This window comes from Rhodococcus sp. YH3-3 (assembly GCF_001653035.1).
Lineage (GTDB): Bacteria > Actinomycetota > Actinomycetes > Mycobacteriales > Mycobacteriaceae > Rhodococcus_F > Rhodococcus_F qingshengii.
Genome location: NZ_BCWH01000001.1, coordinates 826,664 through 843,792 on the forward strand (window position 1 = coordinate 826,664; position 17,129 = coordinate 843,792).

Annotated in this window: 19 protein-coding genes; 13 read left to right on the plus strand and 6 right to left on the minus strand. The window is 61.9% G+C overall.

What is annotated here, in order from left to right; genetic code table 11:
• Window positions 1–18 precede the first annotated feature (18 nt).
• Window positions 19–1,056 carry a type IV toxin-antitoxin system AbiEi family antitoxin domain-containing protein gene (locus YH3_RS03910; RefSeq protein WP_058227083.1) on the plus strand — a complete coding sequence of 346 codons (1,038 nt, stop codon included), beginning with the start codon at window positions 19–21 and terminating at the stop codon, window positions 1,054–1,056.
• A gap of 36 nt (window positions 1,057–1,092) precedes the next feature.
• On the opposite strand, the gene YH3_RS03915 is transcribed toward YH3_RS03910, so the two are convergent.
• Together YH3_RS03915 and YH3_RS03920 are read right to left on the minus strand one after the other, a co-directional pair.
• A complete protein-coding gene (locus tag YH3_RS03915; RefSeq protein WP_003943932.1) occupies window positions 1,093–2,394 on the minus strand; it encodes a class I SAM-dependent methyltransferase in 1,302 nt (433 codons plus the stop codon).
• Window positions 2,391–3,794, minus strand: a complete 1,404-nt coding sequence (locus YH3_RS03920; RefSeq protein WP_007731548.1) for an FAD-binding oxidoreductase — start codon at window positions 3,792–3,794, stop codon at window positions 2,391–2,393. Before YH3_RS03920 ends, YH3_RS03915 begins: the two co-directional genes overlap by 4 nt.
• Window positions 3,795–4,132: 338 nt before the next feature.
• Here YH3_RS03920 and YH3_RS03925 point away from each other — a divergent pair, with 338 nt between their 5' ends.
• Complete coding sequence (locus YH3_RS03925) at window positions 4,133–4,567, plus strand: SRPBCC family protein (RefSeq protein ID WP_003943959.1); 435 nt, start codon at window positions 4,133–4,135, stop codon at window positions 4,565–4,567.
• Window positions 4,568–4,621: 54 nt separating this feature from the next.
• On the opposite strand, the gene YH3_RS03930 is transcribed toward YH3_RS03925, so the two are convergent.
• The 3 genes from YH3_RS03930 to YH3_RS03940 form a co-directional block, all read right to left on the minus strand.
• On the minus strand, window positions 4,622–6,133 hold the full coding sequence (locus tag YH3_RS03930; RefSeq protein ID WP_030535718.1) for an alpha/beta hydrolase: 1,512 nt from the start codon (window positions 6,131–6,133) through the stop codon (window positions 4,622–4,624).
• On the minus strand, window positions 6,133–6,429 hold the full coding sequence (locus YH3_RS03935; protein WP_021332904.1) for a hypothetical protein: 297 nt from the start codon (window positions 6,427–6,429) through the stop codon (window positions 6,133–6,135). The genes YH3_RS03930 and YH3_RS03935 overlap by 1 nt, the downstream gene beginning before the upstream one ends.
• Window positions 6,430–6,513: 84 nt before the next feature.
• Complete coding sequence (locus tag YH3_RS03940; protein ID WP_003943843.1) at window positions 6,514–7,314, minus strand: Rv3717 family N-acetylmuramoyl-L-alanine amidase; 801 nt, start codon at window positions 7,312–7,314, stop codon at window positions 6,514–6,516.
• Window positions 7,315–7,423: 109 nt separating this feature from the next.
• Between YH3_RS03940 and YH3_RS03945 the strand changes: the two genes are divergently transcribed.
• The 4 genes from YH3_RS03945 to YH3_RS03960 all read left to right on the plus strand — a co-directional run bounded on the left by YH3_RS03945 (window position 7,424) and on the right by YH3_RS03960 (window position 10,523).
• Window positions 7,424–7,762: a YbaB/EbfC family nucleoid-associated protein gene (locus YH3_RS03945; RefSeq protein WP_003943929.1), complete on the plus strand. Its 339-nt coding sequence runs from the start codon at window positions 7,424–7,426 to the stop codon at window positions 7,760–7,762.
• Between the two features lie 12 nt (window positions 7,763–7,774).
• Window positions 7,775–8,395 (plus strand): recombination mediator RecR, encoded by a 621-nt coding sequence (gene recR, locus YH3_RS03950; protein ID WP_003943917.1) that lies wholly within the window; start codon window positions 7,775–7,777, stop codon window positions 8,393–8,395.
• Window positions 8,395–8,964 (plus strand): TetR/AcrR family transcriptional regulator, encoded by a 570-nt coding sequence (locus tag YH3_RS03955; protein WP_007731538.1) that lies wholly within the window; start codon window positions 8,395–8,397, stop codon window positions 8,962–8,964. The genes recR and YH3_RS03955 overlap by 1 nt, the downstream gene beginning before the upstream one ends.
• An 86-nt stretch (window positions 8,965–9,050) precedes the next feature.
• A complete protein-coding gene (locus YH3_RS03960) occupies window positions 9,051–10,523 on the plus strand; it encodes an MFS transporter (RefSeq protein ID WP_007731537.1) in 1,473 nt (490 codons plus the stop codon).
• On the opposite strand, the gene YH3_RS03965 is transcribed toward YH3_RS03960, so the two are convergent.
• Complete coding sequence (locus YH3_RS03965; protein ID WP_175280092.1) at window positions 10,510–11,223, minus strand: TetR/AcrR family transcriptional regulator; 714 nt, start codon at window positions 11,221–11,223, stop codon at window positions 10,510–10,512. The genes YH3_RS03960 and YH3_RS03965 overlap by 14 nt on opposite strands.
• Window positions 11,224–11,288: 65 nt before the next feature.
• Here YH3_RS03965 and YH3_RS03970 point away from each other — a divergent pair, with 65 nt between their 5' ends.
• Genes YH3_RS03970 through YH3_RS04000 form a run of 7 tightly spaced genes read left to right on the plus strand, consistent with a single transcriptional unit; the run spans window position 11,289 to window position 17,104 of the window.
• Window positions 11,289–11,867 (plus strand): MaoC family dehydratase N-terminal domain-containing protein, encoded by a 579-nt coding sequence (locus YH3_RS03970; protein ID WP_064443013.1) that lies wholly within the window; start codon window positions 11,289–11,291, stop codon window positions 11,865–11,867.
• Entirely contained in the window at window positions 11,864–12,292 is a 429-nt protein-coding gene (locus YH3_RS03975; protein ID WP_058227088.1) for a Zn-ribbon domain-containing OB-fold protein, read from the plus strand. Before YH3_RS03970 ends, YH3_RS03975 begins: the two co-directional genes overlap by 4 nt.
• Window positions 12,289–12,702, plus strand: coding sequence for an acyl dehydratase (locus tag YH3_RS03980; RefSeq protein ID WP_047271582.1), 414 nt, complete (start codon window positions 12,289–12,291; stop codon window positions 12,700–12,702). Before YH3_RS03975 ends, YH3_RS03980 begins: the two co-directional genes overlap by 4 nt.
• Entirely contained in the window at window positions 12,699–13,880 is a 1,182-nt protein-coding gene (locus YH3_RS03985) for a lipid-transfer protein (RefSeq protein ID WP_030535711.1), read from the plus strand. Before YH3_RS03980 ends, YH3_RS03985 begins: the two co-directional genes overlap by 4 nt.
• A 32-nt stretch (window positions 13,881–13,912) precedes the next feature.
• Window positions 13,913–15,121, plus strand: a complete 1,209-nt coding sequence (locus YH3_RS03990) for a DegT/DnrJ/EryC1/StrS aminotransferase family protein (RefSeq protein ID WP_064443014.1) — start codon at window positions 13,913–13,915, stop codon at window positions 15,119–15,121.
• A gap of 1 nt (window position 15,122) precedes the next feature.
• Window positions 15,123–15,977 carry an SDR family NAD(P)-dependent oxidoreductase gene (locus tag YH3_RS03995; protein ID WP_064443015.1) on the plus strand — a complete coding sequence of 285 codons (855 nt, stop codon included), beginning with the start codon at window positions 15,123–15,125 and terminating at the stop codon, window positions 15,975–15,977.
• Window positions 15,974–17,104 carry a steroid 3-ketoacyl-CoA thiolase gene (locus YH3_RS04000; RefSeq protein WP_064443016.1) on the plus strand — a complete coding sequence of 377 codons (1,131 nt, stop codon included), beginning with the start codon at window positions 15,974–15,976 and terminating at the stop codon, window positions 17,102–17,104. The genes YH3_RS03995 and YH3_RS04000 overlap by 4 nt, the downstream gene beginning before the upstream one ends.
• The last annotated feature ends 25 nt before the right edge of the window (window positions 17,105–17,129 follow it).

Consider the following 17,129-nt stretch of genomic DNA (forward strand, 5'->3'; position numbering starts at 1 on the left):
GGCCTGACGCTTGGTGCCATGACTACGTCTCATGGTGGAAGCGAGTTTCTCCGGATTCTCGATGCGCAATCCGGTCTGGTACGGCAACAGCAACTCTCGTCATTCGGATACAACCGAGGGATGCTGCGGAACTTTCTGGACCGCGGCGAATGGCAGCGCGTTCTACAAGGCGTGTATGCAGTGACCGCTGGCCCGCTCACCAGAGAAATGATCTTGAACGCCGCTTGGCTTTATGGTGGCCCGCAAGCGATTCTGAGCCACGACACTGCAGCTGAGGAATGGGGAATGCGTCGCATCGACGCAGACAAGCCAGTCCATGTCACCGTGCCCTACGGCAAGTCGGCTCGCTGTCAGTCCGCGACAATCCGCCGAGTTCCAGCGCGAACGTCGGGTGCACTTGTCAGAGTGGGTGGCGTGGTTCACCCCGGGGTAGTCGTCCACCGATCCCGAGCCCACCGATACATCGGCGTGCCGTCAGTCATACCTCGAACGTCGCGGGCGGATACCGCGATTGATCTTGCGACCGCCGAATCCACAGCGCGAAGCGCCTACGTTTCACTCATCACCACAGTGACAAATGCGCGAATTCCGTTGAACGATGTGCGTCGTCGGATTGACGAACGAACACCACATCGATTCAAGGGTGCGCTTTCCGATGCGGTACGCCTCCTGGCAGACGGGGTGCAGTCAACGCTCGAATACCACTATGCGGTCGACGTGGAGCAGGCGCACGGGTTGCCGTCGGCCAGACGCCAGTCTCCGGTCCGCGTCGACGGCCGCACGCTGTACGAGGATTGCGACTACAGCGAATTCGGTGTGCCGCTGATCGTGCGTCTCGACGGTCGGTGGGCGCATTCCATGGCCGAGGTGGCATTCCGTGATCGCCGCCGTGACAATGCGGCAGAGCTGGCAGGTCGTCCGCGGTTGGTCTACGGATTCGACGAGGTGATGAAGACCCCGTGCCAGGTTGCGCACGAGGTGGAGACGGTCTTGCGGCGGGGAGGCTGGGTGAGGACGCAGTCGGGTGCCTGCGGCACCTGTGCGCCTTTTTGGTAGTGCCGACTACCAAAAAGGCGCACAGGGGCTTTGCCCCTAGGCCTTCCACCACGGGCGAAGCGGCACATGCGCCTCACCCTTGGGGCCTAGCTTGACGGCCAGAACCTGGTGCAGCTGAACGACATTGCGCTCGAACCCGAGTCGTGAGCCGGCCATGTACAGGCCCCAGACGCGGGCGGTTCCTTCGCCGACCTCGGCGACGCACGCGTCCCAGTTGTCGACGAGATTCTGGCACCATCCGGCGAGCGTCAGTGCGTAGTGCTCGCGAAGGTTCTCTTCGTGACGCACCTCGAGGCCGACGTTCTGGATCTCGGAGATGATGCGACCCGAACCGGTGAGCTCCCCGTCGGGGAAGACGTACCGGTCGATGAATCCGCCTGCCTTGGCGCTGCTTCGATTGTCCGGACGGGTGATGCAGTGGTTGAGCAGACGCCCACCCTCACGCAGCTTGCCCTTGAGAAACTCGAAGTACGCCGGGTAGTTTCCGACGCCGATGTGCTCGGTCAGGCCGATGGAGGACACTGCGTCGAATCCGGTCTCGGCCACGTCGCGGTAGTCGGAGAAACGGACCTGGGCGAGATCGGCGAGGCCCTCGTCCTCGATGGCCTTCTGTGCCCAATCCGCTTGCTCGCGAGAGAGAGTCACGCCGATCACCTTGACGCCGCGCCTGGCCGCGTAGCGGACCATCGAGCCCCAGCCGCAGCCGATGTCGAGAAGTCGATCACCCTTCTGGAGTCCGAGCTTCTCGAACACCAGGCGGTACTTGTTCTCCTGGGCTTCTTCGAGCGTCTGTTCCGCATTGTCGTAAGCGGCACAGGTGTACGTCATGGACGGGCCGAGGACGTACTCGTAGAAGGTGTTGGAGACGTCGTAGTGGTGATGGATGACTTCGGCGTCACGAGTCTTGGAGTGACGCAGTCCTTCTGCGACGCGACGCCACCGTGGGAGATGTTCCTGGGGCGGCGGGGCGATGGGCCGCAACAGATCCCAGCCCAGGGAGCGCGTGATGCTGGCGAGCGTCAGTGCGGACGGGCGCTTGAGGTGGAGTTCGTCACCCATGATGCGCAGGATCTCGTACGGATCACCGGGGTGGACACCCTCGGCTTCGAGATCGCCGGAGACGTACGCGCGGGCCATGCCGAGATCGCCGGGCGCCGTTGCGAGATAAGTGGTTCCGCGAGTCGACTTGAGGTGCAGTCCGTAGTCGGCATCTTCGGGGCCGGCGGTGCTGCCGTCGTACGCGGTGAATCGAAGCGGCAGCATGCCGTCGGAAAGCGTCTCGAGAATCTCGGCAATAGAGAGCTTGTCCTGGCTTTTGGAGTCTTTGAACGTGGTCATTTACGTTGCACCGCCTTAGAGAATAGATCCAATAAACGGGATTTCGGGTCGTAGCGTTCCTTGAGTCCGATGTACCGGTCGCCGCCGTAGTACAGCTCCTCGAAGTCTTCCTTCGAGTAGTAGGAGTCGGAGTAGAGCGATTTGTGTCCGTCGAAATCGCTGACCTTTTCTTCGATCAGTCGATTTGCTGCCCCCTCGCGCTCACCGGGAACGATCGGCACCGAAGACCAGAAGCCGATGTTGACGTAGGTGCGCTTGGGTTCGAGGGGGTAGAGGGGCCACGGCCGTGATGCAGAAGCGGCGGCAGGGCTTGGCTCGCGAAGACGCAACGGGCACAACCACAGTGGTTCGATCGGGATTTCCTCGAGGAACCACGAGACGAAGTCCGCGGTTCGTTCGATGGGTACCTCGACGTCCTGGACGACGCGTTCGCGCGGGGGCTTGCCCTTGCGCTTTTCGAGGCGATCTCCGATGTCGTACTTGTGGTCGAGGGCGATCAGCTTCCAGTAGAAGCTGCTGCGCAGGTACTGCTTGGGCCAGAAGCGCCGGATCTTCGGGTTCTGTGCACCGAAAGCTCGTGAGCACCAGAACCAGTCGGTGTCCCAGCGCCACAGGTAGTCGCGAATGGTCAAGCGATCCGTCTTGGGCTGGGTGAGTGACGAATGCTGGATCGACCGGTAGAAGATGTCCTGGTCGGTGTAATCGCTGACCGGGCCTTCCTCGTCGGTTTGCACGCCGAGTGTGAGGTAGCTCTCGGAATCGGTGAAGACCACCCCGTCGAGATAGTCGACGGCGATCCCGTCGTACTCGCGTTCGGTGACGATGCGATCCATCGTTTCTTCGAGTTTCTTCAACGAATCGAAGCGCACGTGGCGCAAGGCGACGTACTTCTTGACGGGTTCGAGTGCGATCTTCAATCGCGTCGAATAGCCAAGGGTGCCGTAGGAATTGGGAAAACCGAAGAACAGTTCGGCGTGTTCGCCGTCCGGTGTTGCGGTGATGATCTCGCCGCTTCCGGTCAGTACGTCGATTTCGAGTACCGACTCGTGCGGCAGGCCGTTGCGGAACGAGGTGGACTCGATGCCCAGGCCGGTCACCGCACCGCCCAGGGTGATGGTCTTGAGTTGAGGCACGACCAGGGGCGCCAGCCCGTAGGGCAGCGTCGCGTCGACGAGGTCCTCATACGTGCACATGCCGGCGACGTCGGCTGTGCGCGCCTGCGCATCGACGGCGATGACACCTGCCAGACCGCTGACGTCGAGGCCGGGGGCCGACGTCTTGGCGCGAGCGCGGAACAGATTGGATGTCTTCTTTGCCAGGCGTACAGAAGCATCGGCGGGAATGGCGCGGTATGACGCGAGTAGGCGTTCGACGCCTTCTCTGTGCTGCTCGAACCCCATTTCACGCGCAGCATCGGAACCCGGGCCTTGCTTTGTCCGGATTCGATCTAACTTCTGAACTACCCCATTGAACGAGAGAGTCACACCCTGACGCTATCGGTAGTTGCGTGTGCAAGCTATCCGGAGGGGTATTAATGCCCGAATTTGATCGAGTTGTTGCAATCGAACTCGGTAAATGCTCCGAGTGGTGAACCAGCTCACACGGAATGGGTAGATGGTCGAGATACCCGGGCGCAGCAGGCAGTATGGAAAGGAATATCTGCGCAGTTCGAGGTGCGGATTCGGGTAGTCATTCGCGGTATCGAGCCGCGTTGGTCGAGCAAGGAGACGTAGGGCATATGGGTCAGGTCAATGCAATGAGTTCGACAGTCGTCACAGCAGCACCCGACAAGGTGCTCGCGGCGCTCTCGGACTACGAGACGGTTCGCCCGCGAATCCTGTCCGAGCAGTACCTCGACTACAAGGTCGTCGAAGGTGGCCAGGGTGACGGAACCGTCGCGCAGTGGACGCTCAAGGCGACGGAAAAGCGCTCGCGCAACGTCAAGGCGACAGTGACGGTCGACGGCAACGTCATCACCGAGAAGGACGCGAACTCCAGCCTCGTCACCACCTGGACCGTTGCCCCCAACGGCACCGGAACGACGGTGACGACGCTCACCCAGTGGCAGGGTGCCACCGGTATCGGCGGCTTCTTCGAGCGCACGTTCGCTCCGAAGGGTCTGCAGCGCATCCAGGCCCAGGTCCTGGACAACCTCAAGCGCGAACTCGTCTAACCGATCCTGCATCACCGAGATGGCGTCGTACCTTCACCGGTACGGCGCTTTCTTTCACGGGCCGGTAATGATCCGCCCCAATTCGGTGAGTGCGGGGTTTCCGCTTTCCCAGTAATCGCTGTGAACTCCGAACCCAGGCTCCCCGGGAGATCCGGTGAATACCTGCGCGCCGAATTCCGGATCCGACGGGTCGAACCCGTGGACTCCGAGGATCTTGGGGATCAATTGGACCGGATCCCAGAAGGCCGTCGTCGAATGAACATGGTGAGCCATCTCGGCCGAGTCGACGCCGTCCAGGCTCAGTTCGTTCACGCGCTCGGCATCGACGCCGGGGCTTGCGACAAAAACCAGTTCGTCGACGTCGAGAGAAGCGCCACGGGTAGTCGCAGCACCGATGACGGTGCTGCCGTAGGAATGACCGATCACCACGTTGTGCGAAGGCGGGCCGTCATGCGAGGTTCGTAACCCGTCCTGGAAGCTGTCGAGCCTCGGCGCTGCGGAGGTGGCGTACCGATCCGAGGCTGCGTCGGGAATGCCTGGGGGAGCGTCGTATCCGGACCACAGGATCACTGATGTGGCTTCCGTTGGCGCCGCCCTGACCGCCGCGTCGTACATGGCCTTGGTTCGTTGCAGGTCTCCGCCGACGCCCGACAGCCCGGAGCCGGTTCCGGGAACCAGTGTTGCGACGTTGCCGGCGGCATCGGGATTACCGACTGCCACGACGGCATGCCCATCCGTGACCGAGAGAAGGAACGTGTCCGGTCGAAGTTCGCCGCGCACGGCCGTGTATCCGGCAGCTACCGTTCGATCCGGCAACTGCTCGAGCGCAGAGAGGTACCGCCGGTTGTAGTAGTCCCGGTCCAGAGCGGGAAGGCCGTCCCGGCTACCGATGGACGGATCCCACCTCGCCAACGCGTCTTTCTCGTTGGGCGTGAGCGATTCCCAGAGTCGGTGTAGCTCCGTTGGTGTCCCGGGGAGTGTCGACCTCCCGTCGAGGATGTCGAGGACAGTGCGGTCGAGGCGATCAGGCTGATTGCCAAGGAGTGATCCGATCTCTCGGAATGCCGCACCCAGAGCAGTCGCGGCCCGGTTGTCTTCGTCGTCGAGTGCCGTCAATGCAGTGGAGATCTTCTGCTGAAAAACCTTTGCAGCCGTGTCGTTTTCGGAATCTTGCATGGCGTCGGCCAGATTCCACGGCTGCTTCGTCTCAGGTGCCGATACCGCTCCACTGTCTGACACCGTCAAGCCGTGTTCGAGAGTCGCCTCCTCGACCAGGTCCAGAACTGATTTTCGCGCCGCACCGATCGTATTGGACGCTCCGGCATACAGATCCGCAACTACGCGAACTGCAATCGACAGCCGCGACGAGGAAAGCGAGATGCCAGACCACTGCACTGCGGCTGCGCTCGACGCTTGTCCCTGCCAGAATTCGCGGACGGCGTCGATGCTGCGTCCGGCGTCATTGCCGAGGACTTCGATCTGCCGGTCGATGTCGATCAGTTCCGAAGCGCTTGTGCGCAATTTCTCCGGTGACCACGTTCGAAGCTGAGAGACGGTGGGCTGCATCAGTAGGCTCCGCGCAGTTCGGACACCACTTCGCCCTCGGCAGCGTCGTACAGACGTGCTGCGGCAGCGGTTCCCGACGCCATGAGTCCCAATTGCGTAGCCAGGTGCCGGTACGCGTCGGCGATGACGCCGGCATTCCCAGTCGACACAGCCGCGACAGCGGACGAGTTCAGGGCCGCCGCGGCTTCGAAAATCGGGCCGGCGGAATCGATCCCCGAGATCTGATCCGCGATTCGAGACAGATCAGCCGAAAGTTGCTGCAGAGCAGCGAAATCTACCTGAAGTATCGGCCCCATGGCAGAACCGTATCCAGGTGAGCGGGCTACTTCGGCGGTGCCGACATACCTGTGGACAAGTGGAATTTCTCCACAGAAGACAGGTCAGGGGGTTGTGAGGAAGGCCGTGACTCCGCTGGTGACGGCGGACGCATATTCCTGCTGACCGTCCGGGCTCGTCATGCGCGCTGCCTCGTCGGCATTTCGCATGTTGCCGAGTTCGACCAGAATCGACGGCCGCTGCGACAGATTGAGTCCCGTCAGATCGGCGCGTGGTGCCAGCCCGTCGTCACCGATGTAGGTCGACGGGGTGAGCCCGGCTGTGACGAGTGAGTCGCGCATGGTTTCGGCAAAGGTGACGGACGGGCCGGCCTGCACCGCGTTCAGCGGGGGCGCGGAGTAGCAGACGTGGAAGCCCTCGGCTCCGGCTGCTGCGCCGTCCGCGTGAATGCTCACCACTACGTCGGCGCCGGAGGAATTGGCAGCTTCGGCGCGTGCGTCGACGCAAGATCCGACGCTGATGTCGTCCGGTCGACTCAGGACCACTGTGGCGCCTTGGCCTTCGAGTTCGCTCTTGACCAGGCTCGCGACTTCCCAGTTGAAGGTGTGCTCGGGGAACCCGGCATCGGTGTTGGTGCCGGTGGTCTGGCAGTTCTTGGTGCCGCCGCGGCCCGTGGGGACCTGGGTGTTGATGCTGTCGTCGTTCGCCCCGCTGTGCCCGGGATCGAGGAAGACGACCTTGCCGGTGAGCGCAGCGGGGACGTCAGCGGCGACAGTGCTCAGCGGAGACACCTCGACCGAAGTCGTGGCCTCGGCAGTCTCGGTCGGAATCGTGCACGCAGCGCTCAGAAGCCCGGCCCCGACCACGGCGATCAGGGCAGTGGAGCGGAACACACGTGATGCCATGTTTGACCCTCTTGACGGTTTTACGGTGTCTGACTGGTTCCGGCGCACCCGCTCACGGTAGCGCGCACCGACTACGCTGGTGGGGATAACTCTGTAGAAAGGACCGCTCGTGCAACCAGGTGGAGCACCCGACATGTCTGCTCTGTTGGCTCAGGCTCAGCAGATGCAGCAGCAATTGATGGCGGCGCAGCAGGAAATGGCTCAGGCCGAAGTGACCGGTCAGGCCGGTGGCGGACTGGTTGTCGCCACTGTCAAGGGCACCGGCGAGGTTGTCGGTCTGCAGATCGATCCCAAGGTCGTCGACCCCGAAGATGTCGAGACGCTGCAGGATCTGGTGATCGGCGCGATCGAGGACGCTTCGCGCAAGGCACAGGAAGTCGCTGCTGAGAAGCTCGGCCCGTTGGCCGGCGGACTCGGCGGAGGCCTTCCCGGTCTCCCCGGCTTCTAGAAACGAGAACGCGTGTACGAAGGTCCGGTTCAGGATCTGATCGACGAACTCGGGAAGCTTCCCGGAGTCGGGCCGAAGAGCGCTCAACGCATCGCTTTTCACCTGCTCTCCGTGGAGCCTCCCGAGATCGACCGTTTGAAAAATGCATTGCAGCGCATCCGTGACGGCGTTCAGTTCTGCACGGTGTGCGGAACTGTCTCCGATCAGGAGAAGTGCCGCATCTGCGCCGACGCACGTCGCGATCGCACGGTGATCTGCGTCGTGGAGGAACCGAAGGACGTCCAGGCCGTCGAGCGCACCCGTGAGTTCAAGGGTCGTTATCACGTGCTCGGCGGTGCGCTCAATCCGCTCTCGGGGATCGGGCCTGACCAGTTGCGTATCCGGGAGTTGTTGGCTCGCATCGCAAATCAGGAGGACGGCGTCGACGTGTCCGAGGTCATCATCGCCACCGACCCCAACACCGAGGGTGAGGCGACAGCTACCTATCTCGTTCGCATGATGCGAGACATTCCGGGGCTGACGGTGTCTCGGTTGGCTTCGGGTCTTCCGATGGGTGGCGATCTCGAATTCGCAGACGAGTTGACGCTGGGTCGCGCATTGTCCGGCCGTCGTGAATTGTCGCGGAACGCTTGATGAGCGGCACGGAGCAAGGTCAGCAGGTGCGTCGTACGTCCGAGCAGACGCGTGCGCAGATCATCGCGTCGGCCGGGAAAGCATTCGCGACTCGGCCGTACCGCGAAATCACGCTCAAGGACATCGCCGAAGACGCAGGCGTCAGCGCGCCTCTGATCATCAAGTACTTCGGTTCCAAAGAGCAGTTGTACGACGAGTTGGTCGACTTCCGGGCAGCGGCGGTCACGGTCTTCGATGCCCCGAACGACTCGCTCGGCGAGCGCATGGTCTCGCTGTTCACCAAGCCGTTGGAGTCGTACAAGCCGCTGTCCATGAGCTTGTTGTTCATGAGCGGCGTCAGTGAAGAGAGCAACCGCAAGCTGCGCGAGAACTATTCGACGCAGATGATCGACACCCTCGCCGCTCGCCTGTCCGGCCCCGACGCGAGATTGCGCGCGGAACTGGCGATGTCGATGGTGGTCGGAGTGGCGATCATGCGCCGACGGATGATGGCCGGCCATGCCACCGGCACCCAGGACGAGGTGGTTGCGCTGTACGCACCGCTGGTGCAAAAGCTGCTCGACGGGTGAGCGGCGTCACAATTCTTGCTAGGTAAATATCCGTTCACCTAATGTAGGTGAACGGATATTTACCTAGTGAGAACAGGCGGTGTGGGGTGACGACGCTCGACCGTCCGCCGGGCACGCCTGCAGTCACCACCTCCGATGCGGGACTCGCGCAGCCGCGCTCCCGCTTCCTGTTCCCCATCGTTGTCGCCGCCGCAGTGTTCCAGGCTGTTCTGCAGACGGTCATCGTTCCACTGCTGCCGGAGTTGCCGCACTTCACCGGCGCTGGACGCACGGCCGTGTCCTGGCTGGTGACCGTCACGTTGCTGGTCGGCGCTGTCGTCACTCCCATCTTCGGTCGACTCGCCGACATGTTCGGCAAGAAGAAGATGCTTCTGGTTGCTTTCTCGATGATGACTCTCGGCTCGATGTTGTGTGCGCTGTCGTCGGACATCGCTGTACTCATCTTCGCGAGAGCGTTGCAGGGGGCCGGGTCGGCAGTCATCCCCATCGGAATCTCCATGCTGCGTGACGAATTGCCACGGAACAAGGTCAACGGCGCAGTGGCCATGATGAGTTCGACGCTCGGCGTCGGAACCGCTTTGGGCATACCGTTTTCCGCGATGATCGCGCAGTACTCGAATTGGCACGTCCTGTTCTGGGTAACCACCGCCATCGGGCTGTCCGTGACTCTTGCTGCGGTGCTGTTCATTCGAGAGTCCGAGCCGAATCCGTCGGGAAGATTCGACGGCGTCGGGGCGGTTGGTCTGAGCGCCGCGATGATTGCTCTGCTTGTGCCGATCACTCAGGGGTCGAGTTGGGGGTGGACCAGTGGAGCGGTGATCTCCATGCTGGCCGCGTCGGCGGTGCTGTTCACGCTCTGGGTAATTCAACAGCGGCGCAACGTCAATCCGCTGGTCGACGTCCGTGCTCTCGTGAAACGTGCGGTGTTGATCCCGCATCTGGCGGCTCTGCTGGTCGGGTTCGCGTTTTTCGGGAACACGCTGATCACGACACAACTGCTGCAGGGGATGAAGGGGCCGGGTGCCGGGTACGGCCTGTCGATCATCGCGGCAGCGCTCTGCCAGATTCCGGCGAGTATCGCGATGGTGCTGTTCTCACCGGTTGCGGTGCGTATCACCGACCGCTTCGGTTCACGGACCGCGATGTTGACCGGCGCCGTGTTCCTCGCCGGGGGGTACGGGATTCACGCCGTTGCCGGTAAGCCGCTGTGGGGAGTGGTTGCAGCACTGGGTATCACAGCGGTCGGGACTGCCATCGTGTACAGCACGCTCTCGCTGCTGATTCTGGTTGCCGTACCTCGTCAGCGACTGGCGGCTGCCAACGGGGTGAACTCACTTCTGCGGACGTCCGGAAGCACGATCTGCAGTGCGACGGTGGCAACCATTCTCGCAGCATTCGTGATCAGCGGTTCGGAACATTCCACGTCGTGGACCGGATTCTCCGTCGCCTACCTGGTGTGCGCGGGCTGCGCGGTGGTCGTGTTCGCGGTGTCGATCCTGTTGCCGCAGGGACGAACCCCGAAACATCTGGATTTGCCGGATCTGGTCAGGCGACCCTGAATCCCGAGAGGAAGAGCGTGATCATCAGATCCGCGAACTCGTCGGTGGTGTACTTCTGGCGATCCGGCCAATGCGTTGTCGACCACAAGGTGTCTCGTACCGATCGATAGAAAATTTCCGGTGCCACGTCTTTGCGGAAGATTCCCTGATCGACGCCTTCGGCAATCGCTTTCATCCAATGCTCGCGGACTTGGCGGGAAGGCCCGTCGACGGATTGCAGGAGATCGTTGTCGCGAAGATAAGCCCGATCGTTCTGGTAGATCGCCGTCGGGTGCGGGTGTAGTTCGATGACGACCAGCGTCTCGCGGATCAAGCCGCGCAGGACTTCCTCGGGGTCGTTTGCCGTCTTCTCCACCTGATCGAAGCGGAGCTGAATGTCGGTGATGAAGCCGCGCATGAGCTCGGCAACTATCGCATTCTTCGACTTGAAGTAGTGGTAGAGGCTGCCCGAGAACACACCGGCGGCGTCGCCGATCTCGCGAACGGTCGTGGTGGCGACACCCTTTCTGGCAAACAGCTCGGCTGAGCTCTCCAGGATCTTCTCCCGACGATCTGGTGATGCCACTGAAATCTCCACTGGTTGTCGGTCCTGCTCAGGGCAGGGTTTCGGGGGTGCCGGGCTGCCGGCGTCGAACGTAGCGCAATCCTGCCCGATAGCTCCGGCTCGAACCAATTCGTCGGTGAGATCGCGTGTTTCCACTTCCAGATTCCTATGCTAGCTTCAGAATCAAGCGCTTGCTCAACTTTCGTTCACGGAGGATTTCAGTGCAGAGCCTGCAGACGCAATTTCCGAATTTCATCGGCACAGAGGCCGAACCAGCCCGGGTCGCTCGCTACGCGGTCAACGAGGCGATGATCCGCAACTGGGTCGAGGCACACGACGACCGCAACCCGATCTACGTCGACGCCGAGGCCGCCCGCAGTACCGGCCGTCGAGACGTCGTCTGTCCGCCCGCCATGATTTCGACCTGGGTGATGGCGGGTTACCGACGTTATCGGCAGGTCCAGCAACTTCGTGCCGACGGAGCCTCCGAGGACTTCGCGTATTCACGACTGCTGGCGTTGTTGGACGAGGCCGGATACACGTCCGTTGTCGCGACCAACGTCGAGCAGGAGTATTTCGCGGAGCTGAGCCCCGGAGACCACGTCACCGCGCATTTCACCATCGAAGCGATCTCGCCGTTCAAACAGACTGCCCTCGGTCACGGGTGCTTCATCACTCTGTTCAAGGAGTACGTCGACCAGGACGGAAAGACGTTGGTCGAAGAGCGCTTTCGATTGCTCAGGTTCAAACCAGATGCCCAGACAGATACTCAACTCGAAGTCCAGGAGGTAATCGCATGAGCGAGACTGGCTCCCGCAACACCGCTGTTCCGAGACTGACCGTCACCGACGACAACGATTTCTTCTTCTCTGCGGCCAAAGAGGGTCGCCTCGAGATCCAACGGTGTGCGGATTGCAAGACTCTGCGCCACCCACCCGCACCCGCGTGCCCGGAATGCCGCTCGTTCAGTTGGGACACAGTCGAATCCACGCGGCGATGCACGTTGCACAGCTTCACGGTCATCCATCACCCGAAGGATCCTGCTTTCGAGTACCCACTCGCCGTCGGACTCGTCGATCTCGAAGAAGGCACGCGTCTGGTTGCCGACATCGCGGGGATCGATCACGAGGAACTCGACTTCGGCTTGGAACTCGAAGTGACCTTCTCCGAGCACGCTCACGGCGAGATGCTGCCGCAACTGAGGCGACGGGGTTCGGTGCAATGACGAAACTGATTGACTGCGAAGTGGGTTCGGTCCTCCCCAGCCTCGAATTGCCGTTGGATCGAACGCTGATCGTCGCCACTGCGATCTCTTCTCAGGATTTCGAGGACGTGCATCACGATCCGGGCAAGGCCCAGGATCGCGGAACTCCCGACATCTTCATGAGCATCAACACCACCAACGGGCTCATCGACCGCTATATCACCGACTGGTCCGGCCCGGCATCACGGATCGTCAAAACATCACTACGGCTTGGTGTTCCGAACTTTCCCGGAGACACCATGACATTCACCGGCGAGGTCACCGCCACAGACGGCCGGGCGCTCACCGTGACGGTTCTCGGGAAAAACGCCCGTGGAACACACGTGACGGCCGACGTGACTCTCGAACCGGTGGAAAGGGTAATCGCATGACACGAGGATTTTCGAGGCAAGCAGCCATCGCCGGAATCGGCGCAACCGAGTTCTCCAAGAACTCCGGCCGTAGCGAATGGCAGTTGGCGTGCGAATCCGTGATCGCCGCACTCGACGACGCTCACATCGAGGCAGAAGAGGTGAACGGATTTGCGCTGTTCACCATGGAGAACAATCCCGAGATTGCGGTCGCACGCGCCCTCGGGATCCCGGAATTGACGTTCTTCAGTCGAATTCCACACGGCGGCGGCGGTGCCTGCGCACCGGTTCAACAAGCAGCGCTTGCCGTCTCCAGCGGAGTTGCCGACGTTGTGGTCGTCTACCGTGCCTTCAACGAAAGATCAGGTCACCGATTCGGCGCCGGCCCGCCACCTTTTGCGTACAACGCGTCGACGGACCAGGAGTATCGGAACTGGATCAACCCGTACGGGCTTCTGACCCCGGCGCAGCAGGAAGCCTTCCTCGCCAAGCTGTACATGCACAAGTACGGGGCAACAAGCGCCGACTTCGGCCAGATCTCGGTCCTCTCACGCAAGCATGCGGCGAACAACCCCAAGGCCTGGTTCTACGAACGCCCGATCACTATCGAGGACCATCAGAACTCACGCATGATCGCCGATCCCATCCGCCTGCTCGACTGCTGCCAGGAAAGTGACGGCGGACAGGCGCTGGTCATCGTCAGTGCGGAGCGCGCCCGCGACCTGCCGCACAAACCTGCGGTCATCAGTGGCGCTGCGCAAGGTGTAGGTCCGCAACAGATTTCGATGAGCAGCTACTACCGCGACGACATCGACAGCATGCCGGAAGTCGAACTCGTGGCGCGCCAACTGTGGGACCAGGCCGGTATCGGGCCGGACGACATCGATGCCGCAATTCTCTACGACGCTTTCACCCCGATGGTTCTGCTTCAACTCGAGGAGTACGGATTCTGCGGTCGGGGCGAGGCAAAAGACTTCATCGCCGACGGCAATCTCGAGCTGGACGGTCGCCTGCCGATCAACACCCACGGCGGTCAACTCGGTGAGGGATACATCCACGGCGTCAACGGTATTGCCGAAGGTGTTCGCCTGATCCGCGGCACCTCCACCAATCAACCGACCAAAACTCTGGACAACGTGCTCGTGACCGGCGGCTCTCCCGTCCCGCACAGTGCGCTCGTCCTCTCGGCAGATCGCTGAATCTGCCGCCTATTCGAGAAAGCAGGAACAAGATGAGCGAGCGGATCACCTACGCCAGGGCCACCCACGGCGAGGAAGAAATACAGGCTGTTGTCGACGTCTTGCGCAGCGGGCATCAAGGATTGCGCATCGGCAAGAACGTCTTCGAGATGGAAGAACGTATCGCGGCCTTGGCCGGCAAGAAGTTCGGCGTCATGTGCAACTCGGGATCCTCGGGTTTGTACTTGGCAGTCGAGCTGCTCGGACTGCCTGCCGGCAGTGAGATCATCACGTCGCCGTTGACGTTCTCCACCGACATCGCACCGATCGTGCGTGCCGGTCTGGTGCCGGTGTTCGTGGACGTGGAACCCAACACGTTCAACGTCGACGTCACCAAGATCGAAGCCATGGTCACCGCGAAGACCGGTGCCATCCTGATGCCGAACCTGGCCGGCAACTGCCCAGACTGGGACGTCATCCGTGATATCGCTGATCGCCATGGACTCAAGGTGATCGAGGATTCGTGTGACGCGATCGGCGCCACGCTCCGCGGTACTCCCACCGGGTCTCGGGCGGACATCGTCGTCACCAGTTTCTCGATGGCACACATCATCACGTGCGCGGGAACCGGTGGAATGGTGTGCGTCGACGACGAAGCCAGCCGTGACAAGGCTTTGCTGCTTCGCCGCTGGGGCCGTCGTAGCGAGCCGAACCTGTTCGGCAGTACCAAGTCCGGCCGAGTCTTCCGTGAAGAACTCGACGGCGTCGACTACGACAACGACTTCATCTTCGAGCTCATGTCGTGGAACTTCGAGCCCTCCGAACTCGGCGCAGCATACGGCGTCGTGCAGCTCGACAAGCTGGAACAGAACTACAAGACGCGTAAGGCAACATTTGCGGCCTTCTCGGCGGCATACGGCGCCCATCCTGAATTCTTCACGACGCCGGTAGAACTCGACGGTCTCGACACGGCGTGGCTGTGTTACCCGGTGATGATCAACGAGAACGCCCCCTTCACGCGCAGCGACCTGCAGGAAGCCATCGAGGCCGACGGCATCGACACCCGAACTGTGTGGAGCGGCAACGTCACTCGTCACCCCATGATGAACAACATCGAATTTCGCCAGCCGGCCGAAGGTTTGCCGGAAGCCGACGCGGTTTTCGCCCGAGGAATGACACTCGGCATGAGTCACGGCCTGCGTGAAGACGAAGTTGCACGGATTGCGGAGAGCATCAATCGCTTCGCCTCGAAGTTCAAATAGCATGACGAGGCGCTTTGACGGCCGCCGAGCGCTTGTCACCGGTTCCAGTCGCGGAATCGGTGCGGGCGTCGCGGAGCGACTGGCAGCCGAGGGTGCCGACGTCGCCCTCGTGGCTCGGACGCTCGGCACGCATGCAACCCTGCCCGGCAGTCTCGAAGAGACTGCGGCTCGAATTGCCAAGTACGGAACCAAAGTCGAGATAGTTGTCGCAGATCTGACGGACGAGCAGCAGCGCGACACCGTTGTGCCGCTGGCGATCGAGAAGCTTGGCGGGACTATAGACATCCTGGTGAACAACGCGGCAGCGGCGATCTATCAGCCGCTCTCGGATTACCCACTGCGGCGGCGACGGTTGATGTTCGAGGCAAATGTCCATGCACCGCTCGATCTGATGCAAGCCGTGGTGCCGGGGATGGTGGCAAACGGATACGGCTGGATCGTGAACGTGTCCAGTGGCACCGTCAAACCGTGGCATGGCCCGCCGTTCACGTGGGTCGAACCGGGAACTGCCATGACCGTGTACGGCGCGTCCAAAGCAGCGCTCAACAGGATGAGCAACGGCATGGGCGTGGAGCTTTACGGCCAGGGGGTTCGCGTCAACACGGTTCAACCGCGGGCAGCGGTGCTCAGTGAGGGCGCCAGGGTCCTGGTCGGTGAGACTATCCGGCCGGATCAGGTCGAATCTATGGAAGAAATGGTGGAAGCGGTCACAGCGCTGTGTGATTGCGACACCGAGTTCACCGCGCGCTCGAGCGTCAGCTTGGACCTGATCGACGAGTGGTCCCTTACCGTGCGTGGTCTGGACGGAACGGCATTACCGGAGAACCCGGCATTACGAACCGAGGAGTTGGCATGAAGCCCGTCATCGTGGACGCAGCACGAACGCCGTTCGGCAAGCGTGAGGGTTGGCTGTCCGGAGTCCACGCGGCGGAACTGTTGGGTTATGCGCAGAAAGGCGTGCTGGATCGGGTGGGCGTGGATCCTGACGCGGTCGACCAGGTCATCGGCGGCTGTGTGACGCCTCTCGGTGAGCAGTTCGGAAACATCGTGCGTACGTCCTGGATGCATGCGGGCCTTCCGTTGAAAGCGGGCTGCACCACGATCGACGCGCAGTGCGGAACCGCGCAGCAATCGGTGCAGTTGATTGCCGGGCAGATTGCCATCGGTGCAGTCGACGTGGGTGTGGCGTGCGGTGTGGAACTGATGTCGCGGGCACCACTCACCTACAAGGTGGGTACCGGCCTCGGAACACCACGTCCGGAGTCGTGGTCACTCGATACCGTCGACCAGTACACCGCAGCCGATCGGATTGCTGTCAAGCGCGGTTTCAGCCGCGAGGATCTCGACTCCTTCGGGCTGCGCTCGCAGCAGCGAGCCGCAGCAGCATGGGAGGCAGGACGCTTCGACTCGCACATCATCGATGTGGTCGCTCCGGGCTCTGACGCTCCGGTTCATCGGGATCAGGGTCTGCGCGAATCGAGTCTCGAAGGACTCGCGAAACTGCGGACCGTTCAAGAGGGCGGATTGCACACCGCTGGAACGTCTTCGCAGGTCTCGGACGGTGCGAGTGCCGCTCTGCTGATGTCCGAGGATCGAGCCAGGATGTTCGGGGTGCGGCCGCGGGCAAAGATATTGGCGCAGTGCGTCATCGGCGGAGACATCGAGTACATGCTCGACGGTCCCGTGGACGCGGCAAACATCGTGCTCGGCCGCACCGGTCTGACGATCGACGACATCGATCTGTTCGAGGTCAACGAGGCATTTGCTTCGGTACCGATGTCGTTCGCGCAGGTTCACGGCGTCGATCCCGAATTGCTGAACGTCAACGGTGGTGCAATCGCGCTGGGCCACCCGGCCGGTGCAACCGGAATCAGACTGTTGGCCAATGCCATCGACGAACTGGAGCGCCGGGACAAGTCCATCGCGCTGATCGCGATCTGCGCGTCCGCCGCAACCACCTGCCTGATTCTCGAACGCATCTGACAAGAACCGAAGATTGAGGAACCTG